Below are 23,489 nucleotides of genomic sequence, written 5' to 3' on the forward strand. Positions count from 1 at the left end.
CTTCGCTTGTGAGATGTCCATAACAGATATAAAGCAACGAAGAGAGAACAAACATGTCTATCCTAAGTTGGGACGATTTCGAAGATGATGAACCGAAACAAGCTGCACAAGCTCACCAGCCTGCGCCCGTCGAACCGAAGAAAGCGACTGATTCGCAAGTGGTATCTGATGCACAGCACGCATCGTCGAATTTGGCAGCTACACAACCCGCTCGAACCTATTCAGCAGGAACAACAAATTCAGCCGATCCATTGGCAAAAGCATCTAACGCTCTAGAAAATTTAGATGTTGCACCAGGCTTACAAGAGCTTGAAATGGGCGCACAACGTGTACAAGTTGACGACAAAGCCATGATCAACTGTCGTGCTGACTTGAACCAACTTGTACCATTCAAATACGAGTGGGCTTGGCAAAAATATCTTGATGGTTGTGCAAACCATTGGATGCCACAAGAAGTCAACATGACGCAAGACATTGCACTTTGGAAGTCTGAAAATGGCTTGACTGAAGATGAGCGTACTATTGTCATGCGTTCTTTAGGTTTTTTTTCTACCGCAGATTCATTGGTTGCAAACAATTTGGTATTGGCAATTTACCGCCACATTACCAACCCTGAGTGCCGTCAATACATCTTGCGTCAGTCTTTTGAAGAAGCAATCCATACACATGCATACCAGTACTGTATCGAATCTTTAGGCATGGATGAAGGTGAAGTCTTCAACATGTACCGCGAGATTCCTTCTGTTGCACGTAAAGCAGCTTGGGGCTTGAAATACACTCAATCTCTTAGCGATCCTACATTTCAAACAGGTACACCTGAAAACGATCAAATCTTACTGCGTAACTTGATCGCATTCTACTGCGTACTTGAAGGGATCTTCTTCTACTGTGGTTTCAGTCAAATCTTGTCTATGGGTCGTCGTAACAAAATGAATGGTGTTGCTGAGCAATTCCAATACATTTTACGTGATGAATCTATGCACTTGAACTTTGGTATCGACATGATTAACCAAATCAAGATTGAAAATCCAAACTTATGGACAGCAGAGTTCCAAGAAGAAGTGGTTCAAATGATTCTTGAAGGTACAATGCTGGAAATTGAATATGCACGTGACACCATGCCACGCGGCGTATTAGGTATGAATGCTGCGATGATGGAGGAATATCTAAAATTCATCTGTAACCGTCGCTTAAGTCAACTTGGTTTACCTGAACAATTTGTTGGTGTGAATAACCCATTCCAATGGATGTCTGAAATGATGGACTTACGTAAAGAGAAGAATTTCTTCGAGACACGTGTGACTGATTATCAGACTGGCGGTGCATTAAGCTGGTAAAGTCTAACACCTTGTAAATATCAAAAAAGAACCTCAAATGAGGTTCTTTTTGTTTATTCTTCTTTAAGTAGAAATAGTGATTTTTACTCAAAATTATGCAGGAATACGTAATACTTGTCCTGGGAAAATATCATCTGCATTTTTCAACAATGGACGATTTGCCTCAAAAATTTTGTTGTATTGATTTGCATCACCATAAAATTCTTTCGAAATTTTAGATAAGTTATCACCAGATTTAACTGTATAAAACTTACTCTCAGGCTCTGGCGTTACTACAGTCAGTTGATCATCCACTTGTGCAACATGGTCAATGTTTCCAACAGCTAAAATAATTTTTTCTTTATCTGCTTGAGTCTGCACTTGACCTTTTACTGTTGCCAAATCTGATGCGCCATTATAGCTCACTGACAGACCCGTTACAGGCAAACCTAATGCTTTAATATGACCTAATAACTTATTCGCAATTTCTTGTGCTGATGGCTCCACAGGTGCTGCTGGTGTTGTTGGCGCTGCTTGTGGCTCTGCAGGAGCTGTATTTTTCTTACCAATACCTTTTACAAAATCAAAAAGACCCATTGTGATTCTCCATAGTTTTTAACGATTATCTAATAAATGATTTATAAAAATTTGTACTCTATTTTTATAGCTAAAAAATATACTGAAATTGGTTGTCATTGGTAACAGAAACGTAACGGTATGTAACCAATGTTTTTGATTTATAAATAAAAAGCCACCTAAAAGGTGGCTCCAATCCATAGTGATCAATCACTATGCATTCAACGATTAACCAAGTTTTTTAGTTACATAGTCAATTGCTGATTGAACAGTTGTGATTTCGTTAGAATCTTCATCAGGAATAGTGATGTCGAAGTCATTTTCAAAAGACATTACAAGTTCAACAAGGTCTAAAGAGTCAGCACCTAAGTCATCCATAAAAGATGCCTCATTTTTGATCTCTTCAGCTTTCATACCTAATTGTTCTGCAACAGCTTGTTTAATGCGTTGTTCGATATCGCTCACAGGAATTCTCCTCATTGCTTGTGGCGGCTTTTAATTGCCGATAGTTTAATTGAATATTGAATTTTTTCAAAGTTAATACATGACATTAAGCCATGTATAAACCACCATTTACGTGTAATACTGTACCAGTGATGTAACTTGCTTTATCTGAAGCTAAAAAGCTCACAGCATTTGCAATATCTTGTGGCTCACCAAAACGATTTAAAGCTACTTGATCGCTCATTTTTTTGCGAATATCTTCACTTAACTGTTCAGTCATTTCTGTTGCAATAAAGCCAGGTGCAATACTATTGACCGTGATTTGGCGACTGCCCATTTCTTTTGCCAAGCTACGGCTGAATGCCTCAATTCCTGCTTTAGCAGCAGAATAGTTTGCTTGACCAGGATTTGCAAAATGCGCAACCACAGAGCTGATATTAATAATGCGACCAAAACGCGCTTTAGTCATACCCTTTAATACACGTTTAGATAAACGGAACACAGCTTTTAGATGAATATTTAAAATATCATCCCAGTCTGCCTCTGACATACGTAATAATAAGTTGTCTTTCGTAATACCAGCATTATTTACCAGCACCATAACTGAACCATATTTTTGTTCAATATCAGATACTAAGGCATCAATCGCATCACCATCACGTACATCTAAAACGGCACCTGCACCATTTTCTGCAAAAGTTGCAGAAATTTTATCTGCACCAGTTTCAGAAGTTGCAGTACCAACCACAAAATAACCGTCTAAAATAAGTTGTTGAGCAATGGCTGCGCCTATTCCTCGACTTGCACCTGTCACTAATGCGACTTTGCGTTCTTGTGTCATGCAATTTTTCCTTCTGCCACTAAAATGGCATTCAGTGCATCTTCCATGCGACTTTGTGTGTCAATTGGGAATGCTTTTTCAATGTTTGGTAAGCGTTTTGCAAGATTTGCAAGAACATTACCAGGACCACATTCTGCTACATACTGAATACCTTGATCTTGTAGGTATTGCATTGTTTTTGTCCACTGGACTGATTCATACAGTTGCGCAGTTAATGCTTGACGTAAAGCTGTTACATCACGAGCAATTGCTGCGTTGACATTTTGTATTACAGGAATACTTGGTAGCTCAATGGCAGTTTGTTCCAAAGCTTGTGCAAACTGTTCAGCCGCAGGTTTCATTAATGAACAATGTGATGGAACAGATACAGGAAGTGCTATTGCTTTACCTGATTGCTCTTTTGCTTGCGCCATGACTTCTTGCACCAGTGCTGCTGCACCTGCAATGACCACTTGACCATTTGCATTATAATTTGCAGCTTCAACAGACCCTTGTCCTGTTTGAGAAGCAGCTTGACACAGTGCAACCACTTGAGCATCTTCTAGCCCTAAAATAGCTGCCATCGCGCCTTCACCTTGTGGTACAGCCGATTGCATTAGCTGACCACGTAAATGAACTAATTTCGCTGCATCTGCTAATGAAATTGCATTTCCTGCAACCAAAGCGCTGTATTCACCCAATGAATGACCTGCTAGATATTTAGGTGCAACCCCACCTAAATCTAACCATACACGCCACATTGCAACACTTGCTGTAAGCAAGACAGGCTGAGTATTTTCCGTTTGGTTAAGACCTTCACCACTTTGGGCGATATTCCATAAATCAAAACCAACAGCTTCTGAAGCTTCTGTAAATGTTTCTTTTACTACACCAAACTGCTCTGCCAATTCAGCGAGCATACCTACTTTTTGTGAACCTTGCCCAGGAAACAAAAAAGCAGTCTTTGTTGCTTGAGCAGCTTGCTCCAGTCGTTTAGCAGACATATAAAAGTCCTTTCTTCATTTTCAGCTCGTTTCCGATGCGGCAATTTAACATTTAATTTAAATAATTTTAATTGCCAAATACAACAAAAAAACAAGACAAAAAAAGGGAGCATAATGCTCCCATTTTTTCACCAAGCTTTCGCTTAATGCATCAACAATTATTCAGCATCAGCTGCTTTAGCGAATAATTGACGACCACGGTAGAAACCATCTTTAGTCACGTGGTGACGACGGTGAGTTTCACCAGTAGTTTGGTCTACAGTTAATGCATTCTCGGTTAAAGCGTCATGTGAACGGCGCATGTCACGGCGAGAGCGACTTTTACGGTTTTGCTGAACGGCCATGATGGCTCCTTACAAAGATCGAAAAAATGGATCAGAACAATTCGGTTGTCTTAACTCAACATTATAACACAAAATTTAGTTAAGTTTACCCTTTAAACTTGCTAAAACATCAAACGGATTATCCCGTTTTTCTTCAACAATGTCCTGATCAACTGGCTGATGTTTATGCTCACAAGCATCATGCTTAGGAGACATTGGTATCAACGTTATCAATTCATCTTCTATTAGAGAAAGTAAATCAGCAGTTGCAGGGGTATTAGTTGCGTAATCTCCCCGCGTTGTTGCTTCACTTTCGCCTAAGACGATGTAATCAGCATCCTCATCCAAGCGCTCTATCAGTGACTCATCATCGATTAAAGCTATATGGAAGTCTGAAACGAGTTCGATTTCAACGGCATCCAAACAACGTTGGCATTCCATTGGCGCTTTCGTTTCAACATGACCATCTAACCATACGATACGATGATACGCATCCATTGATAGTGTACAGTCTATAATGATCAATTGATTATCAATTGACCCAACAGCTTCACGAGCGATACGAACAAAGCGAGACAATGGCAGTGTACCTGACCATGCAAAGCCCTGTTCAGCCCATTTAAACGGCTCAATCTGTGCCGGAAAGGTTTTTGCTGACATAATTAAGGCGGCAATTCTACAAATTCATCGGTACTCTGTCAAAGATTAAGATACAATTTTGTACTTATTTAGACAGATCATTTGGGTAATTTAAGTCATGCATCAGTTGCAGCCGCAACCTGAAGTCACCACTTCATTACAGTTAAACACTGATTTAACTTCAATTTCTTCTGAAAAACCAAGCCTTGTGCAACGTTTACAATGGTGTGATTTACAAACTGAAGTTCAACAGGTCGATTGGCTTATCTTACACTTTAATCTTTGGTTTTCCCACCTAAATGTGACACTTGTTCGTGGAGATTTTGAACCAGAATATTTTCCAGCAACAAAAAGTGAAGCAGCACGCATTCAATTTGCTCATGGTTATTTTAATAGCGCCTTACATGAAATCAGCCATTGGAGTATTGCAGGTGAGCAGCGTCGTTTATTGCCTGATTTAGGTTATTGGTATGCACCTGATGGGCGTACAGCCGAACAGCAAGCACTTTTTGAGCAAGTCGAAGTAAAGCCTCAAGCCATTGAATGGTTATTCGCCAAAGCTTTTGGGCGAAAATTTCGTGTATCACTTGATAATCTTACAGGTGAAGGCGGCGATGGCACATCATTTAAAAATGACGTTTTTAATCAAGTACAACGTTATTTTTCAGGTGAAGCTCAACTTCCTAGAGATGCAAAACATTTCATCGCATGTATTTGCACTTGTACTCGAAGTGGCAAAACATTACAAAGTCATGAGTTTCAACGTGAAATGCTTGATTAATTTACACAAATCAACATAGTGACCTTGCAAGCGCCTATTCAAGCAAGTGATAATGAATGAAAAATATTCAGGAGAGAACAATATGTTGCATTTAAGAGTACATCCTGACAATCCTCAACCACGCCTCATTAGTCAAGCCGTCGAACGTATTCGTGCAGGCGATGTTGTCATTTATCCAACCGACGCAGCTTATGCAATTGGCTGTCAAATTGGAAATAAAAATGCCATGGAGCGTATTGCACAAATTCGAGGCTTAGGTCCAAAGCATCAGTATGCCATTATCTGTGCAGATTTATCCGATATTGCCACTTATGCCAAAGTCGACAATGCCATGTATCGCTTACTTAAAGCCAATACACCAGCGGTAACGACTTATATTTTACCTGCAACCAGTGAAGTACCTCGACGTTTAATGCATCCTAAGAAAAAAACGATTGGTTTACGTGTGCCAAGTAATACTGTCTGTCAGATGTTATTAAAAGAGTTAGGTGAACCACTTTTAACCAGCACTTTGATTTTACCGAATCAAGACCAACCTTTGGATGACCCTTTTGAAATTGAGCAACAGTTAGAAAAAAGAGTCGATGTTTTTATTGATAGCGGCTTAGGTACATTAACAACGACAAGCATTGTAGATTTATCAGGGGCAAATCCTGAAATCATCCGTCGTGGTGTGGGTGATGTCAGTGCTTTTGAATAAGCTGTTTTAAGAAATAATACGTCTATGGTTTTGTTTTAATCTGAGCCGTTTTAATCTTAGCCAATATGCAAAACACCCTTGAAGATGTAATGATTTATCCTGAACAGCCTTGGTATTTTTAATCAAATGCTAAGGTTATTTGGGATAAAAAATATGATACTCAAATCAAAAACTTGTTTTTTTAAAAGTTGCTCAAATGGAAGCCCCTGCGCTTTCAACTTATCTCATTGAGTAAGATGATCTACATTTATGCTCACTTTCATTTGCTTTGAAATTTAAAATGCTTCAAATCTAAATCGCTTGATCATTATTCTCTGGTTTGCAAACGCTTTTTTTGCTGACCTTTTGCATCAAAATTTTCAGGATTAAGCCAATTTTCATAAGCAACTTGTATCGTTTGCCATTCTTCATCAAGAATCGAATACCATGCCGTATTACGATTATTACCTTTAGAAATACGATCTTGACGAAAAATACCCTCAAATTGAAAGCCAAAACGTAATGCTGCCTGTCTTGAGGGTTCATTTAAGTCATCACATTTCCATTCAACACGCCTAAAACCTTGCTCAAAACACGCTTTTAATAATAAGTAAATCGTTTCAGTTGCAGCAACACTACGTTTCATTTGATGAGAAAAATACACATTCCCGATCTCGATCACTGCATGCTCAGAACGCTCATTCATCAGTGCAATCCAACCTAAAATCTTGCTTTCAACTTCAATCAAAAAATGTTTTGCTCCTGTAAAACCAAAATTTTTTTTCAATGCTTGTTCTAACTGAACTTGGAAGTTAAATGTCGAATATGGCAAATAAGTCCAACAAGCGTGATCTGGCTCACTTTCCATCGCTTTCCAAAGCGCTGAAAAAGCGGGCGTTTGTAAAACATCATTTTGAATAGGAAGTAAGCGTACATTGTTTCCTATTAAAATATTTTCTTGAAATTGTTTTGGCGTTTCTAGCGCTAGAGTTTTACCAATTTTTTGTCCAAATTCATTAACTTGGTGTTTTTGATAATTCAGCATTTTGATTTATTAACATGTAAAGGCTCTGAATTAATATGCCTGTTTTTTATAATTTTCTCTAGTCTATTTAAATATAATTATTGATCAAAAAATCGCACCATTATCACCATAAAAAATATTCCCTATTTATTTTCAGGTTTTTTTTGTTTTTATCACGCCAAGTAATTTATTCATTATGATTTTTCCATTAGAATAAGCACTCTTTATATTCAGTGCTATTCGAATATCACTTCATCTCCCTAAACGCTGAAAAGTGAACTCCCGAATCGCCTTAACATGCCTTTGAAAATTCGCGTGGCTAAAAACGGTAATGACTCAAATAGTCCATAATTCAATGGAATCGCTTCCACCCATTCGAATACTCGATGAGTGGCAAGATTCAATTCCTGAGGATTTATACATCCCTCCTGCTGCATTCGAAATTTTGCTTGATCATTTCGAAGGACCACTCGACTTTTTGATTTATCTGATTCAAAAAAATGGTTTTGATTTACTCCAGCTTGATATTGCACCAATCGCAACCCAATATTTAGCTTATATGGACAGCATGAAATCACTGAATATTGAGCTAACAGCCGATTATATGGTGATGGCTGCATTATTGGCTGATTTAAAATCTCGCCTCTTACTTCCTAAACCTAAGGCAATCAATTTAGAACAAGACCCTAAACAAGCTCTAATTGATCGTTTAGAAACGTATTTAAGAATTAAACAAGCGGCTGAACGTTTGGGGCAAATGCCGATTTTAGAAAGAGATATTTTCCCCGCACAAGTTTCAATCGGGCAAACAGCAAGTGTTTATGAAGGCTATGAAGCAGAAATGCTACGTGATGCCCTGTATTGTATTTTTAATCGCCCAGAACCCATCATTCATAAAATTGAACACGAACCTGTATTACTTGAAGAGCGCATCGCTTACATTGAACAAATGGCAAAATCAGGACAAGTGTTAAATTTTGAAAGTTTACTAAAATCAAACCAAGGTCGAATGGGCAGAGTTGTCACTTTTATGGCAATCTTGGAGTTGACCCGTCAACAGAAGATTTTGATCATTTCTAGTGGGCACGATGCTCCGCTTGCAATTCAAGGAGCAACGACATGACCATCGACCATAATAATGTGTTTAATGTAGATGAACTTCATCACGAAGTTTTGATGCAAATTGAAGCCATTATTTTTGCAAGTGATGTACCCGTTTCCGTTGCTCGCCTAAAAGAAGCTTTTCAAAATCAATATTCTAAACAACAATTGCACAACTATTTGCAGCAATTGTCTGTATTACAACATGGTCGTTCGATTGAATTGATCGAAGTCGCTCAAGGATATCGTTTTCAGGTTCGTGCAAAATATCGAAATACCATTGCACAAGTTTGGCCTGAACGTCCAACCAAATTATCCCCGTCATTGTTAGAAACCATTTCAGTGATTGCTTACCATCAACCCGTGACCCGAGCTGATATCGAGCAAATTCGTGGAGTGACAAATAATAGTCAGATACTCCGAACATTATTTGAATGGAACTGGATTAAAGAGTCTGGTTTTAGAATGCTCCCAGGAAGACCTGCGTTGTTAGTTACAACGCCTCAATTTTTAAATGCTTTTGGTCTAGTGTCTTTAGATCAATTGCCTCCCCTACAGGATGCCAAGGAAGCTTTTATGGCATTAGATGCGCAAGCGTCTAAGTCTTAAATAGGTACACTGTTGATCAATTATTTCTAAGGTTATGCTGTCATGAGTGAAAAGTTGCAAAAGGTACTCGCACGAGTAGGATTAGGCTCTCGCCGTTATATGGAAGAAGTCATTGCTGCTGGTCGTGTGAGTGTCAACGGTCAAGTTGCTCAAGTGGGTGAACGTATTGAACCAACCGATGAGCTTCGCATTGATGGTCGTAAAGTTCAGTTTCAAATTGAAGATGAAATTCGTCGTCGTGTGTTAATTTACTATAAACCAGAAGGCGAAATTTGTTCACGTAGCGATCCTGAATCACGTCCGACCGTTTTTGATCATTTACCGCCTATCTCCAATGATCGTTGGGTCATGGTTGGACGTCTTGATATTAACTCAACAGGTCTATTGTTATTTACTAATGATGGTGAACTTGCAAACCGCTTAATGCACCCTTCTAACGAAATTGAACGTGAATATGCAGTACGTGTGATGGGCGAAGTGACTCCTGAATTACGTAAAAACATGCTCAATGGTGTTGTTTTAGATGATGGTCCAGCAAAATTTGAATCTTTCACTGAAATTGGTGGTGAAGGGATCAACCGTTGGTATCAAGTGGTTGTAAAAGAAGGACGTAATCGTGAGGTACGTCGTATTTTTGAATCACAAGGTTTAAAAGTTAGCCGCTTGTTACGTACTCGTTATGGTACCGTCATTTTACCACGTGAACTTCGTACAGGTCGTTGGGTTGAACTTGATAAAAATGATATCGACAACTTAGCAAAAGTCGTTGAACTTAAACCACGTCAAGGCACTGGCTTGTTTGGTATGGCAAAACGCCGTAATGAACGCCTGCAAGATAAACCAATGGCTGCTCGTCGCGGTGGTTATTTACGTCAACAACGTCGTGATACTGATGATCAGCATGATCAACAAGATCATTATCGTCAAGATCGTCCGAATAGCCGTGATCGCAATGATTTCCGTTCAGAGCGCCAAACTCCACGCTTCGAAGGTAATCGTGAACGTACTGGCAATTCTTTTAACAATCAAAACCGTGATGAAAATAAATTTTCACAACGTAAACCGTTTGGTTTAAAAAAAGGTTTTAACAAACCTCAATAATGTTTTGATTTTTAAATATTAAACCACTATTTCTATAGTGGTTTTTTTATGGCTCATATCTATTGATGACAAGATATAAAAACAAAGTTTACATCTACTTTGCTCCAATTTGACTCAGCCTCTCTATATACATGAGTAATTATTCGCTTTATGTCCGTAGTATGACACCAAGAGAATATAAATATCCCACTGAGCATATCGTCATCTTATTTCAATGGTTCATTACATCAATCATTCATGTAAGATCTTAAATCAACCTAACTAAAGTATGTGCTTCGCCATGTAGCTCATGATCAATGATTTTAGAAATCACCGCCCAATCCCCACCTGCAAGTCCTGCACCGATCAGCGGATAAGCGATGCGCAAGCCTGAAAACTCAGACTTAATCGACTTAAAAACCTGTTCAATCGCAGCATAGTCTGCTTTGATCCCACGCCCACGCCAATTGAACTGCGTATAAGCATTGATGATTACAAACTCAACCCCTTCACGCTGAATCTTTGCCTGACTATAAGTGCCAAGTTTGCCACGATCTCCTGAAACGGTCTGTAAATCAGCCTGATAAGCTTCAGGAAATTTTTCTTTAATGGCTTTGGCAATGCCTGCACCCATGGTACAAAAACAATTGCAGCCATGCACAATCACATCAAACTGCCCCTGTTCTGCGAGTACAAGCAAATCACCAAACTGCTGTTTCATCTCTATTTCCGTAAAATCATGTACTGTTAAATTACAGGAATATCGATCCATTGACTATGTGGAAAATGTTTCGCCAAATATCCTTTTAAATATTCAGCAGTATCTTTGGAAATCAGTTCATCTTGCGATTGATCTTTTAAATTATATGCCAATGCATACAGTTTCAGACCACGACTTTTCAATGCTTCCAGACTTAAAATCGTATGATTAATACTACCCAAACGCCCTGAAGTCACCAAAATTACAGGCAGTTTTTTCTCAGCAACATAATCAATCGTCAGTAAATCAGTGGTCAATGGCACCATCAAACCACCTGCACCTTCAAGCAAGACAATTTCATATTTCTCTGCAAGTTGTACTATGGCATTTTCAATTTTCTGAAAATCAATCTCACGACCATCAATTTTCGTTGCGAGATGAGGCGATGCAGGATAAGTAAAAATTTCAGGCATAGTCAGTTTGCTTTCATCTTCAGGAAACCAGCCCATGCCCATAATCTGACGATGCTGTTCAATATCTTCGGAAATGTCTACATTGCCCGTTTGAATCAGTTTTTGCGTGATGGTTTTTTTGCCTTGTTCATTCCACAATTTCGCCAAATAGCCCGTCGCGTAAGTTTTGCCAATACCTGTGTCGATCCCACTGACGAAATACACATTACTCATTTTTACATTCCTAATAACTAATCTACTGATGAGGTTGGGGATAAATTTCAACAATATGAGTATACTCTGACCATCTTTGATCGAAAGAATAATCAATACATAAATTGGGATAGGAACTTATAATTGCTTTATGTTCATTGTATGCAAAAGTTTGCTGACGATCTTTTGCAACTAAATCAAAGGTGCTTACTCCTCGACCTTTCACAATTTTTATATTTTCAACAGAACCACATAGTTTTTGAATTGATGATTGCTTATTCATATAATTAGCCACTTCACCCGAAGCATATATAGATAAACAAATTGTTGAAACTATAACAAAAGATTGAAAGCCTGAAATTTCATCATCACGATTTAATTGCCAATAACCAATTAAAAAAAGTACAATTCCCGTAAACAAAAAAGTTGTAGCCCATTGATAATTATCAAATACATAAAACCCAACACTTCCCAATAGTTCATATATACCCACTTTCATCATATCATCAGGCGATAATTTACGGTCAGCCATATATTCTTCTCTTAGAACTACTTAATAGACATTATCATAGTTAGCTTTACGCTCTCCGTGCGATGCAATAAATCGGATGATAAGTCAATGGATACTGCGTTTGATCTGATTCATCACTCCATGAAAACTGTTGATAAGCTTGATAAAAATCTAAAAGTGATTGTTTCGTCCAACGAAAATTTGAAGCTGTTGCCGTAACCCCTGTCGCTTTTAAATGCTGTAAAACCTGTTTGGGGTGTTCAAAGTTTAAATGAGAAATTTTCTCGGAAATATGTAGGATTTCAAAACCATTTTTTTCAAGTAAATGCTGAATATTTTCAATCGATAAATAATCCAAACCTTGCCCTGTTAAGGCTTTTATTTCCTGTAGATTTTTTTCACCAAAGCTCGAAAATGCCAAACAGGCTTGCGGATTTAAACTTTGACAGACTTTTAAGAAAATATCATCTAAATTCTGTACCCATTGCAAAGCTGAACTTGAGGTAATTAAGTCTAAATGCTGTGGAAATTCAAGCTGTTCAATATCACCAATGAGATAACTGATTTTAGAATAGGCTTGAAAATGTTGCTGAATTTCAGGATACAGATCATTCAGAGTTAAATGATCAATCTGCATATTTTTAAGTAGTAAATGGCTGAGATTGCCTGAGCCACAACCGATTTCTAAAACATTTTCTACAGCATTTTTAAATAGTTCAGGGCAATATTGTTGAGTTAAATCAAATAAATGTTGTGCAATCTGTTTTTGTACAATTGCATGTTCGACATAACTTTGCCCTGCCTGTGAAAAACGCAAAGCTACTTGTGATTTATCTATTTTTGAATGATTCACGTTATTCATCACATGCTATTTACAATAAATCTATCAACTGATGAAGCTCAGTCTGCTGAATGTGTGCGGTCAATGAAATACGTAAGCGAGAACTATTTTGTGGCACCGTCGGTGGACGTACAGGCATGATATAAAAGCCTGCATCTTGTAAGGCTTTGGCTTTCTCTACAGTTTTTGTGGACTCGCCAATAATCACAGGCACAATATGCGAGGTTGAAGGACAATCAAAACCTTTGGCTTGAACGGCTTGCTGTAAGTTTCGGGTGATTTGTTTTAGATGTTGACGTTCAGCTTTTAAATTTAAAACTTTTTTGAAAATAAAATCTGTCCATGCCATACAAATCGGTGGTTGTGCGGTACTAAAAATCAGTGGACGCATTGAATTGATCAGATAATCCCGAATGACTTGATGACAAATCAAATAACCGCCAATCGACGCGATCGCCTTGCCAAACGTGCCAACTAAAAAGTCAATCTCATCCACCACGCCATATTGTTCAGCACAACCCAAGCCTTGCTCACCACGTACACCAATGGCATGCGCTTCATCGACATAGAGCATGACTTTGGAAAATTGCTTTTTAATCCGCACCAATTCGGCAAGATCGGTTTCATCCCCATCCATACTAAAAATGGATTCAGTGACGATAATGATGCGCTCGAAAGCCTCATCTGCATGATATTTCTGTAAAAGCTGAGTCAAATGTGCCAAATCATTATGGCGATAACGCACATATTTCGCAGTCGATAAACGGATGCCATCAATCATACTTGCATGAATAAGTTTATCAGCAAGAATCAAAGTTTTACTGTCTGCAAGCGCAGGTAAAATTCCAATATTCATGTGATAACCACTGTTAAATAACAGCGCAGAGCGACCATGAAATGCCTGACTTAAGCTCGCTTCGAGCTGTTCATATTCAGGGAAATTTCCCGTCAACAAACGTGAAGATGACGAACTCATCCAACGCGCTGTATTTGGGGTTTCATCAAAAAACTGTTCACGTAGCTGAATGTTGGATGCTAAACCCAGATAATCATTGGAAGCTAAATTCAACATCTTTTTATCGTGAATAGTAATGTAACGATCTTGCTGAATATTTGATGTGAACTGTCGTAGATTGCCTTGTTGCTTTAAATCATCAAGATGATTTGCAAAATGATCGAGCAGACTCATGCTGATGGCTCCATGTTTTGCACCACTTCGACCAATTGTTCTAACAATGTTTTTAATTCATGTTCGGAAATAACATAAGGTGGCATCACATAGACCAGTTTACCAAATGGGCGAATCCAGATGCCACGGCGTACAAATTCCTGTTGCAGGGTTTTCATATCAACATTAAAAGTTAGTTCAACCACACCAATTGCCCCTAAAATACGGACATCATGAACATATTCAAGTCGTGCAAGTGGCTGTAAATGTGTACTGAGTTGCTGTTGAATGCGCTGAATATTGGCTTGCCAATCCTGTGAAATCAGCAATTCAGTACTTTTGGCTGCAACCGCACATGCCAATGGATTTGCCATAAAAGTTGGACCATGCATAAACACGCCTGCCTCACCCTGACTGATGGTTTCAGCAATTTTTTGGGTGGTAAGTGTTGCCGATAAGGTCATATAACCGCCTGTCAGTCCTTTGCCGATGCACATAATATCAGGTTCAATACCAGCCCATTCCCATGCAAAAAGCTTGCCTGTACGTCCAAAACCTGTGGCAATTTCATCAAAAATCAGTAGAACATTGTATTTTTCACAGAGTAACTTAGCTTGACGTAAATATTCAGGATGGTAAAAACGCATACCACCTGCACCCTGAACAATCGGCTCAAGAATCAAAGCGGCAATCGTGTCACGCTGTTCAGCCAAAGTTATTTCTAGTTCAGCAATATCTGCTTGATTCCATTCATCATAAAAACCAACTTGAGGCGCAGGTACAAAGAGTCGATTGGGTAAACTTGAACCAAAAATCTGATGCATGCCTGTGACAGGATCACACACGGACATGGCATTCCATGTATCACCGTGATAGCCAGAACGTGGTGTGACAAAGTTGGTCTTATTATTTTTGCCCAATGACGTCCAATACTGCACCGCCATTTTTAAAGCGACTTCGACTGCAACCGAACCCGAGTCTGCATAGAAAATTTTATTCAGGCTTGGTGGGGTAATTTTTAACAGTAATTTCCCAAGTTGAATCGCAGGATCATGGGTAAAACCACCGAACATAATGTGCGACATATTTTGCAGTTGATCCGTCACCGCCTGATTCAGTTCAGGATGGTTATAACCGTGAATGGCGCACCACCAAGACGACATACCATCAATCAACTGACGTCCATCTTCCAATTCAATGATCACACCTTGTGCCTTTTTGACTTTAAAGGTCGGCAATGGGTTTGTCATGGATGTATAAGGATGCCAAAGATGTTGTAGATCAAACTGTTGATCTGTTAATTCACTCAATGAATTAGCCAATACATCGGTCATCCTAAACTCCATTCCATTCGGTACAGCAAAAAATCTAATTTACAGATCTTAAACCTGTGCGGATTAAAATGAAATTGCGATTTTCACCAGTCACCCTGCAAATTATTCTATTTTTTGTAAATATTGGCAGATTTTGTCAGTTATATCTTCATAATGAAATACAGGACAGCCGTGAGAGCCACTGATCAGCTCTGCTTGTAAAAACTTCGCATCTAATTTTTGTAGATTTTCACAGACTTTGTAACTAACTAAGTAATCTTGCTTTGCCAGTAAATGATATTGCTTTCCTGTGTAATTTTTCAGGATGCTGACAAGATTTAATTGTTCCAAAAGTTTTAAACCCGCTTCAAGCAATTCTATTTTTTGTGCTTGAAGCAAACTTTGCAACATGATGAAATCTGCTTTGGTACTTTCCACACCCTGACAGACCATAAAACCAAATTTTTTCAAAGTCGCAATTGCATTGTTTTCAAAAGACTGTTTAAAGATTTGAAATGTCGTTTTTGGCATAGCCGTGTGCCATTGTTCATTTTCTACAAAGCAAGGATTAGAAGCTAAAGTGATCAGCACTTTTTGTTCATAATATTGTTGATCAATCTGATCGACCAATAAAGTAGCCAGTTGCCCACCCAATGACCAGCCCATAATCACATCAAAATCTTTGGCTTTTTCGACATGCTGTTGCAAAACATGCTGATCTAAAGCATTGAAAATATTCATCAGTTCAACCTGATGCCCTCTACTTTGCAAAGCCTGTTGAAGTGAGTTGAGCAGTTTCGTTCCACCGCCCCAGCCTGTGATGAGTAAAATATGTTTGTTCAATGTAAGCTCACGAAGCAATTTTGCATAATTATAGGGCTTTATAATCTGTACCAAAATTTTTTTTAAATAAAGAAAAAGCTATCGCGCTAGGCGACATGAATGTCGCCGTTTGGCATGAGGAGCACCGCTCCGCAAGGCAGGACGTCTTACGAAGCTTCGCTTCTCATGCCAAACAAAGGATTTTGGTACTTTGAGCCTTCAAAGTAACACATTCCTACACAAACCACTTTTCACAATAAAGTGTGGCATACAGGACATTGATATAACGACTAACTTTTATTGTTGATCAATGTCTTAATGATTTTCCAAATCGACCAACAAGTTTGCTTTATAACCCTTTTCCCAGTTTTGTTTAAAAGCCTTATGCATCGCATCAATTGGAAAACTGCTTTCTCGTCCGATTTGCTGTGCTTTGGCAATATCTTCGGCACGCATATAAGCAATCAAATAATCCTGCCCTTCCAATTCCACATGAAACCAAGACTCTACAAATACACTTTCCGCTTTTAAAGTTTCAATGGCTTCATCTTTTCGGGCATTTAACTCCGCTTGCCATGCTGAAACATTTGACATTGAATTGGGTTTTAATCTAATCAGCACTGCACCAACATCCATACGTTTCTCATTGTATTTATTTAAAAATAAAAATAGATCATAAAATGCTTTGCACTAAATACAAACATTTTAGTTTAGGTAGCCATCATAAAGTTTGTTAAGATCAAGACAGCCTAAAGATTGGAAATCACCTATGATGAAATTCGTTAAACTCCTCAGTATCAGTCTACTTTCCATTTCTACTTTGGGCATACTCAGTCAGAGTCATGCTGAAAATTCAATTTTCTCAAAAGCTGATTCAGATCAAAAACAATGGGTTGGAAAACCTGCACCTGCATTTAAGCTACAAGATCAAAACTCAAAATGGCATCAACTGAGCCAATATAAAGGCAAATGGGTGGTACTCTATTTTTATCCTAAAGATAATTCACCTGGTTGTACCCAGGAAGCCAATGAATTTAAGTCTTTATATCCACAATTTATTAAAAATAATGCCGTGGTTTTAGGCGTAAGTCTGGATGATGTGCAATCACATCAAAAATTCTCTGAAAAACTTGGACTGAATTTTCCAATTTTAGCTGATGAAAATCACCAACTTGCTGAACAATTCGGTATTGTGCGTAATCTTGGAATTGTTAAAATAGCAAAAAGAGAAACATTCCTGATTGACCCTCAGGGAATTGTGACCTACCACTATAGTAGTGTGAATACGCAAACTCATGCAGGACAAGTTTTGGCAGATATTCAAAAATTTGCTCAAAAATAAAAGCCTTTGAATTTTCATCCAAAGGCTTTTCCTCTACTTCATCCAGACCTTCTCCTTATGGAGAAAGAATAAACGAAACAATCTTACATTTGTGACTGAATATAGTTAGGTAAACCAATTAATTCGATCAAACGCATTTGCTTTTCAAGCCAATAGGTATGATCTTCTTCAGTGTCTGACATTTGCTGACGAAGCATATCACGAGTGACATAATCGCCCTTTTCTTCACAAAGCTTCACGCCTTGCGCTAATTTTTCACGCACATGATATTCAAGTGCAAGGTCTGCTTTTAAACAGGTTACAACATCAGTTCCGACTTCGATCTCATCACGATCCATGTTTGGTGTGCCTTCAAGGAACAATACACGACGAATCAAAGCATCGGCATGTGCACCTTCTTCTTGGCTTTCATGATCGATACGTTCGAAAATCTTACTTAAGCCCCAATCTTCGTACATACGAGAATGAATTAAATATTGATCACGAGCAGCCAGTTCACCACCGATCAACATATTTAGATAGCCTATAACTTCTGGATTGCCACGCATTTCAATTACTCCATACCCTTTTAGGACATTATGGACAAGTTTTGAGTACAATGCAAAAAATAAAATGTGTAAGTTTATGATTTTTATAAAATTAAAATGAGAAACATACGCATTTACAGTTCGTTTAATTAATTTTTCAGATAAAAAATAAGCGCTTGCATAGATTTACCTCTGCAATAACGTTTTTTTTGCTCTATAAAATGAAATTTTAAGATTTGTAACGATTACTAATGCTTCTTATTTCAAGAAATATAAAAGGAACTCACCACATTGATCATTGACACAGAATCATTCACCCGCCAGATCACAACCCATTTAGACTCCCAAAAAAGCCTATTGCTCTTCTAGTCAATAGGCTCATTTAGCCTTTAAAAATCGAATGTTACGCCTAACTTATAAGTACGTGCTCCACCAACTAAAGCATAATTTTCATTAAACATGCCTTCCCAATACTTTTTGTTTGCAACATTGTCTACATTGGCTAAAAAGGTCGTTTGTACACCACCTAGTTTTGTTTTATAACGTGCTCCCAAATCAACAATCGTAAAGTCTGGTAACTCTAAGGTATTGGCATTATTCATATATTGTTTGCCCACATAGTTTGCACGTGCTGTCACATTGAGACCATCAACCAATGGAATTGCGTAGTCCAAACCTAAAGAAGCTGTCCACTCAGGTACGCCAAAAACAGTATTTCCTTCCACAGAAACACCCTTACTTAAACTCGCTTTGGTCAATTCAACATCGCTATACGCCACATTACCCATTAAGTTTAAACCATGTCGCAACTCACCCGAAAAAGCCCACTCTACACCTCTTGAACGTGTTTCGGCGCCATCTGTTGTAATTTGAGTAAGCGTTTTATTTGTTGCATCTTGATAAGCTGTCGTTAATGTACTTGGTTTTTCAATTTGGTAAATGGATAGCGTATTTAACCAAGTACCTTGTTGATACTTTGCTCCCATCTCATATTGTTTGGTTTGGAAAGGTGCAAAAGTGACATTATTATTGGCATCAGCCTCGTTATTAACCGTTGATCCCTCAGATAAGCCTTCAACATAACTTGCATAGAGTGATAAATTTTCACCAAATGGTTTCACCACAATACCCAAACTTGGTGAAACTTTGTCATCACTATAAGACGTATTTTTTTGTAAATTTTTAGTATCAATATCTTGATAACGCGCACCCAAAATCAATTGTAATTTATCTTCAAACATAGAGATTTGATCTGTTAGGGTATAACTTACATATTCATTGTCACCCAATGGCGCAGTGTTTGGTCGTGCTTCAGGCATATGACCTTGATCGCTTGGTGCATAAATATTAGTCTCAAATGTAACAGGAGTTGCTCCTTGACCAGTATGCTGACTGTATTTTCGTGTCAAATAATCTGCTCTTAAAGCCAAAGTATGCTTGATTGCACCTGTATCAAATTTTGCCTCGAAACCTGTATTTGCTGCCGTATTATGCTCTTTTGAGGCAACACGATAATATTGTGAGCTAGCTGAACCGTCTAGATCAGTTACAATCATACGTGTACCAAATAGATGCCCTGCATATTGTTTTTCAATATAGCCAATACCTGCAAATGTTTTGAAATCAGGGCTAAAGTTATATTCTCCTGATAACCCTACAAAATTACTGACAGTTCCTCCTTGTAAATGAGGAAAATAATTTAAATCACCTTGAGGTGCTGACATTAATTGAGTCACACCCTTACCTTTTGAATCTTTAACACCCATTGCAATCATCGCAGGTGAACCACCTGTACGATTATCTCGAATCGCATATGAGTCAAAATTTATTTTGACTTTATCAGTGGTGTAATCTGCCGCAATTGCACCTGAAATATGACGGTCATCCATACCGTCAATAATATGTTCACCTTGACCATATACCGCATTTGTACGTAATCCGAACTCTTTATTTTCACCAAAGCGGCGAGAAATATCAAAACCTGACTGATAATATCCGCCATCCTCCAAAGATGCTGAAACTTGGGTCAAGTCTTGGTTCGCTCGTTTAGAATTTGCAATGACGACACCACCAACACTGCCTGTAGGTGCCACACCAGTAACCAAAGCATTCGGACCTTTGAGTACAGTGACGGACTCTAAAAACTCTGTTGGAATACGCCCATAAGGTGCTACTCCAAATAAACCGTTATATGCCATATCTTCATGATTCACATCAAAACCACGAATTTTAAAATTTTCGTTTAAGTGTCCTTGATTGGTTGTAATACGAATACTTGGATCATTTTTAAGGACTTCAGCAACTGTTGCGGCTTGCTGTTGTTGGATCAAACTTGTGTTGTAGGATGTCACGCTAAAAGGTGTATCGACTATTTTTTTCTCACCCAAAATACCTAAATTACTCTTTTGTTTAAGCTGACCCTGAGCAAAAGTTTCATTTGTTTTCTGTTTTTGCGCTTGTAAAGTGACGGCTTCCAACACTTCGATATCTTCATCAGCCCAAACCATTGAGCTTAAAGTGCTCGTAATCATCGCAAGTCCGATTGAACTTACTAATACTTTTTTTGAAAACATAGCCACAATACTTTTAAACAAAATGATAATGATTATTATATTCATAATCACTTGTGTTATTTATTGTAATATTTAATGTTGATTTAAGTTTTTATTTACAATAACGATAATAAATATCATTTAACATCATCTTAATTTATCAAGATATTACTGATGATCAAAAGTCATCACATATAAAAGACATAAAAAAAGGAGAGCCAAAACTCTCCTCTATAACACTTAAAACTTATTGATACTGTTGTATAAACTCTAAAAACTCAGCTTCTGTCATCACTTTAACGCCTGCTTTTTCCGCTTTTTCAAGCTTAGAACCTGCTTTTTCACCTGCAACTAAGCACTTGGTTTTACTTGAAATACTGCCACTGACACGTGCGCCTAAAGCCTGCAATATTTGTGTTGCTTCTTCACGCCCCATTTGGCTCAGTGTTCCTGTGATGACCCAACTTTCACCATTTAATGGCTGACGACTCGGTGCAATCGGTGCATCCCAATGGATACCAGCCTCAATTAAACGATTAACAACCTCTAAATTGTGTTCAGCTTGGAAAAAATCAGCGATCCATTCAGCCGTAATCTCTCCCACATCAGGCGTTTTTTTCAAAGCCTCAACATCAGCCGCACGCAATGCTTCTAAAGTTTGGAAAGTATTTGATAACATGCGAGAAGTATTTTCACCTACTCCTCGAATACCTAAAGCAAAGATAAAGTTTGCAAAGGTCGTTTTTTTACTATTTTCAATAGAATCAATCAGGTTCTGTACTGACTTCTCACCCATTTTCTCAATCGTTAGTAATTTCTCACGATGCTCATGTAGATGGTAAATGTCTGACACATCTTTGAGTAAATCCAGATGTAATAATGATTCTGCCCAACGATCGCCTAAACCTTCAATATCCATGGCTTTACGAGAAACAAAATGACGAATCGCCTCAATACGTTGTGCTGCACAATATAAACCACCTGAGCAACGTGCCAATGCTTCACCTTCAGGCATCACAACAGGCGAAGCACAAACAGGACAGCACTCAGGTAAAACGACGGGTATTGCGGTATCAGGGCGAAAATCCAACCAAACTTTTTCAACTTTAGGAATGACATCGCCACTACGATAAACACTGACTGTATCGCCAATACGTACATCTAAACGATGAATTTCACCAATATTATGCAAAGTGACATTAGAAATAGTCACACCACCAACTGCCACAGGATTTAAACGTGCTACAGGAGTTAATGCGCCAGTACGTCCAACTTGCCAATCAATATGATCGACTGTGGTTAATGCAGCCACAGCAGGAAATTTATACGCTGTTGCCCAACGTGGTTCTCGACTTAAAAATCCCAATTGTTTTTGTTGTTTTAAATCATTTACTTTAATCACCATTCCATCAATTTCAACTGAAAGATTTGGACGTTCTTGATTAATTTTTTCGTATGCAGCCTGTACATCTTGAATACTATCACAAACAAAATGCCGCTCACCCACCGCAAAACCAAGCTGATTTAACCAAGTTAAACTCTCTGACATGGTATTTAAGTGATGCATGGGTTCACACTGTGCAATTCCATACGCATAAAATGCTAATGGACGTGCAGCCGCTATATTTGGATCTAACTGACGTAAACTTCCTGCTGCTGCATTTCGTGGATTTGCAAAGGTTTTTTCACCCTTAGCTTCATTTTCAGCATTTAGTTTTTCAAAACCTGCTTTGGGCATCAATACTTCGCCACGAACTTCTAATAGTTCAGGAATAGCACTGGTATCACTAGACAAGATTTTAGGTAGATTACGAATGGTTTTTATATTTTCAGTAATTACCTCACCTGTTTCACCATCACCACGCGTCACACCACGTATCAAAATGCCATTTTCGTACCAAAGTGAAATTGCTAAACCATCAAATTTTAATTCAACATCATATTGAATTTGCTGATTAGGTAGGCGCTCTTCTGCACGACGTGCAAATGCAAAAAGTTCTTCTTCATTAAATACATTACCCAGCGATAACATGGGCACAGTATGTGTCATATTTTCAAATTTGGAGAGTGCCTGTCCACCCACTTTATTGGTGGGGGTATCTGCCTGTATACAATCAGGATATTGTTCTTCTAAAGCTTTCAATTGATGAAAAAGTTGATCATATTCACTATCAGTAATACTAGGCTGATCCATCACATAATAAGCATGATTGTGTTGAGCAAGCAAATTAATAAGTTGGCGCATCTGAGAAATTACGGCTATGTTATCCATATTGTTTTCACCATATAACAAAAGGCGAAAAGTCCGCCCTAAATAAGTTTGATGCCAATTATAAATGAATTTTGTTTCTGGATATAAGCAAATGCCACAACTGCACGACAAAAATTGTCGCTAAAATCACCGAAGTCGAGCGCTGTATTATTTCAACTCCGTCATTGTCGATATTTAAAGAATTATTGACTGATGTTACGCATTGGATTTAAATTAAATAGCTGAAAAAAAGCAAAAGTTAAATTTACATGACGGGGTCTTACATCTAAAGTTTAAATTTAGGATCAGCCACTGCGTCTTGCACTTCGTCAAAGTATACTTTGACTTGCTCAGGCTCGACCTACTTTTGTTTCGGCAAAAGTAGGCAAAACCATTGTCAT

General features: G+C 38.2%; 25 protein-coding genes. 7 read left to right on the top strand and 18 right to left on the bottom strand.

The annotated features are described in order from the left end of the window. Window positions 1-53: 53 nt before the first annotated feature. Window positions 54-1,337, top strand: a complete 1,284-nt coding sequence (locus HX005_RS03745) for a ribonucleotide-diphosphate reductase subunit beta (RefSeq protein WP_286376323.1) — start codon at window positions 54-56, stop codon at window positions 1,335-1,337. A gap of 93 nt (window positions 1,338-1,430) precedes the next feature. Here HX005_RS03745 and lysM read toward each other — a convergent pair whose 3' ends face one another. The 6 genes from lysM to HX005_RS03775 all read right to left on the bottom strand — a co-directional run bounded on the left by lysM (window position 1,431) and on the right by HX005_RS03775 (window position 5,143). Then, complete coding sequence (gene lysM / locus HX005_RS03750; RefSeq protein ID WP_286376324.1) at window positions 1,431-1,913, bottom strand: peptidoglycan-binding protein LysM; 483 nt, start codon at window positions 1,911-1,913, stop codon at window positions 1,431-1,433. A 207-nt stretch (window positions 1,914-2,120) separates the two neighbouring features. Further along, window positions 2,121-2,357 carry an acyl carrier protein gene (acpP, locus tag HX005_RS03755; protein ID WP_065994154.1) on the bottom strand — a complete coding sequence of 79 codons (237 nt, stop codon included), beginning with the start codon at window positions 2,355-2,357 and terminating at the stop codon, window positions 2,121-2,123. An 85-nt stretch (window positions 2,358-2,442) separates the two neighbouring features. Beyond that, entirely contained in the window at window positions 2,443-3,177 is a 735-nt protein-coding gene (gene fabG, locus HX005_RS03760; RefSeq protein ID WP_107009491.1) for a 3-oxoacyl-ACP reductase FabG, read from the bottom strand. Beyond that, window positions 3,174-4,160 (bottom strand): ACP S-malonyltransferase, encoded by a 987-nt coding sequence (gene fabD, locus HX005_RS03765; protein WP_107009492.1) that lies wholly within the window; start codon window positions 4,158-4,160, stop codon window positions 3,174-3,176. Before fabD ends, fabG begins: the two co-directional genes overlap by 4 nt. 158 nt (window positions 4,161-4,318) lie before the next feature. Further along, a complete protein-coding gene (gene rpmF / locus HX005_RS03770) occupies window positions 4,319-4,504 on the bottom strand; it encodes a 50S ribosomal protein L32 (protein ID WP_004723964.1) in 186 nt (61 codons plus the stop codon). Between the two features lie 75 nt (window positions 4,505-4,579). After that, window positions 4,580-5,143, bottom strand: a complete 564-nt coding sequence (locus HX005_RS03775) for a YceD family protein (protein ID WP_107009493.1) — start codon at window positions 5,141-5,143, stop codon at window positions 4,580-4,582. A gap of 97 nt (window positions 5,144-5,240) precedes the next feature. Between HX005_RS03775 and HX005_RS03780 the strand changes: the two genes are divergently transcribed. Together HX005_RS03780 and HX005_RS03785 are read left to right on the top strand one after the other, a co-directional pair. Beyond that, entirely contained in the window at window positions 5,241-5,903 is a 663-nt protein-coding gene (locus HX005_RS03780) for an elongation factor P hydroxylase (RefSeq protein ID WP_286376325.1), read from the top strand. A gap of 82 nt (window positions 5,904-5,985) precedes the next feature. Beyond that, complete coding sequence (locus HX005_RS03785; protein ID WP_286376326.1) at window positions 5,986-6,603, top strand: L-threonylcarbamoyladenylate synthase; 618 nt, start codon at window positions 5,986-5,988, stop codon at window positions 6,601-6,603. 307 nt (window positions 6,604-6,910) lie between these two features. On the opposite strand, the gene HX005_RS03790 is transcribed toward HX005_RS03785, so the two are convergent. Further along, the gene (locus tag HX005_RS03790) at window positions 6,911-7,627 is read right to left on the bottom strand and encodes a GNAT family N-acetyltransferase (protein ID WP_286376327.1); all 717 of its coding nucleotides are present in this window, start codon (window positions 7,625-7,627) and stop codon (window positions 6,911-6,913) included. Window positions 7,628-7,937: 310 nt separating this feature from the next. On the opposite strand from HX005_RS03790, the gene HX005_RS03795 reads away from it, so the two are divergent. Genes HX005_RS03795 through rluB form a run of 3 tightly spaced genes read left to right on the top strand, consistent with a single transcriptional unit; the run spans window position 7,938 to window position 10,417 of the window. After that, window positions 7,938-8,729 (top strand): segregation and condensation protein A, encoded by a 792-nt coding sequence (locus tag HX005_RS03795; protein WP_286376328.1) that lies wholly within the window; start codon window positions 7,938-7,940, stop codon window positions 8,727-8,729. Continuing rightward, window positions 8,726-9,316: an SMC-Scp complex subunit ScpB gene (scpB, locus tag HX005_RS03800; RefSeq protein WP_107009498.1), complete on the top strand. Its 591-nt coding sequence runs from the start codon at window positions 8,726-8,728 to the stop codon at window positions 9,314-9,316. The genes HX005_RS03795 and scpB overlap by 4 nt, the downstream gene beginning before the upstream one ends. Before the next feature lie 42 nt (window positions 9,317-9,358). After that, complete coding sequence (rluB, locus tag HX005_RS03805) at window positions 9,359-10,417, top strand: 23S rRNA pseudouridine(2605) synthase RluB (protein ID WP_286376329.1); 1,059 nt, start codon at window positions 9,359-9,361, stop codon at window positions 10,415-10,417. Between the two features lie 247 nt (window positions 10,418-10,664). Here rluB and HX005_RS03810 read toward each other — a convergent pair whose 3' ends face one another. From HX005_RS03810 to HX005_RS03845, 8 genes are all read right to left on the bottom strand, one after another. Further along, the gene (locus HX005_RS03810; RefSeq protein ID WP_286376330.1) at window positions 10,665-11,117 is read right to left on the bottom strand and encodes a macro domain-containing protein; all 453 of its coding nucleotides are present in this window, start codon (window positions 11,115-11,117) and stop codon (window positions 10,665-10,667) included. Window positions 11,118-11,143: 26 nt separating this feature from the next. Continuing rightward, window positions 11,144-11,782 (bottom strand): dethiobiotin synthase, encoded by a 639-nt coding sequence (bioD, locus tag HX005_RS03815; RefSeq protein ID WP_286376331.1) that lies wholly within the window; start codon window positions 11,780-11,782, stop codon window positions 11,144-11,146. A gap of 22 nt (window positions 11,783-11,804) precedes the next feature. Then, the gene (locus tag HX005_RS03820; protein WP_286376332.1) at window positions 11,805-12,293 is read right to left on the bottom strand and encodes a hypothetical protein; all 489 of its coding nucleotides are present in this window, start codon (window positions 12,291-12,293) and stop codon (window positions 11,805-11,807) included. Window positions 12,294-12,339: 46 nt separating this feature from the next. Then, window positions 12,340-13,134 carry a malonyl-ACP O-methyltransferase BioC gene (gene bioC / locus HX005_RS03825; RefSeq protein ID WP_286376333.1) on the bottom strand — a complete coding sequence of 265 codons (795 nt, stop codon included), beginning with the start codon at window positions 13,132-13,134 and terminating at the stop codon, window positions 12,340-12,342. A gap of 10 nt (window positions 13,135-13,144) precedes the next feature. Further along, window positions 13,145-14,302, bottom strand: coding sequence for an 8-amino-7-oxononanoate synthase (locus tag HX005_RS03830; RefSeq protein ID WP_286376334.1), 1,158 nt, complete (start codon window positions 14,300-14,302; stop codon window positions 13,145-13,147). After that, a complete protein-coding gene (gene bioA / locus HX005_RS03835; protein ID WP_286376335.1) occupies window positions 14,299-15,615 on the bottom strand; it encodes an adenosylmethionine--8-amino-7-oxononanoate transaminase in 1,317 nt (438 codons plus the stop codon). The genes HX005_RS03830 and bioA overlap by 4 nt, the downstream gene beginning before the upstream one ends. A 102-nt stretch (window positions 15,616-15,717) precedes the next feature. Continuing rightward, the gene (locus tag HX005_RS03840) at window positions 15,718-16,437 is read right to left on the bottom strand and encodes an alpha/beta hydrolase family protein (RefSeq protein ID WP_286376336.1); all 720 of its coding nucleotides are present in this window, start codon (window positions 16,435-16,437) and stop codon (window positions 15,718-15,720) included. A 294-nt stretch (window positions 16,438-16,731) separates the two neighbouring features. Further along, on the bottom strand, window positions 16,732-17,052 hold the full coding sequence (locus HX005_RS03845) for a DUF6176 family protein (protein ID WP_286376337.1): 321 nt from the start codon (window positions 17,050-17,052) through the stop codon (window positions 16,732-16,734). A gap of 136 nt (window positions 17,053-17,188) precedes the next feature. On the opposite strand from HX005_RS03845, the gene HX005_RS03850 reads away from it, so the two are divergent. After that, on the top strand, window positions 17,189-17,758 hold the full coding sequence (locus HX005_RS03850; protein WP_286376394.1) for a peroxiredoxin: 570 nt from the start codon (window positions 17,189-17,191) through the stop codon (window positions 17,756-17,758). A gap of 83 nt (window positions 17,759-17,841) precedes the next feature. Here the strand turns inward: HX005_RS03850 and ftn are convergent, their stop codons facing one another. From ftn to ligA, 3 genes are all read right to left on the bottom strand, one after another. Further along, window positions 17,842-18,306, bottom strand: a complete 465-nt coding sequence (gene ftn / locus HX005_RS03855; protein WP_286376338.1) for a heteropolymeric bacterioferritin subunit Ftn — start codon at window positions 18,304-18,306, stop codon at window positions 17,842-17,844. Between the two features lie 368 nt (window positions 18,307-18,674). Further along, complete coding sequence (locus tag HX005_RS03860) at window positions 18,675-20,864, bottom strand: TonB-dependent receptor (RefSeq protein ID WP_286376339.1); 2,190 nt, start codon at window positions 20,862-20,864, stop codon at window positions 18,675-18,677. 220 nt (window positions 20,865-21,084) lie between these two features. Next, entirely contained in the window at window positions 21,085-23,109 is a 2,025-nt protein-coding gene (gene ligA / locus HX005_RS03865) for an NAD-dependent DNA ligase LigA (RefSeq protein ID WP_286376340.1), read from the bottom strand. Window positions 23,110-23,489 lie beyond the last annotated feature (380 nt).

This window comes from Acinetobacter sp. R933-2, from assembly GCF_030325485.1.
Taxonomy (GTDB): Bacteria; Pseudomonadota; Gammaproteobacteria; order Pseudomonadales; family Moraxellaceae; genus Acinetobacter; species Acinetobacter sichuanensis.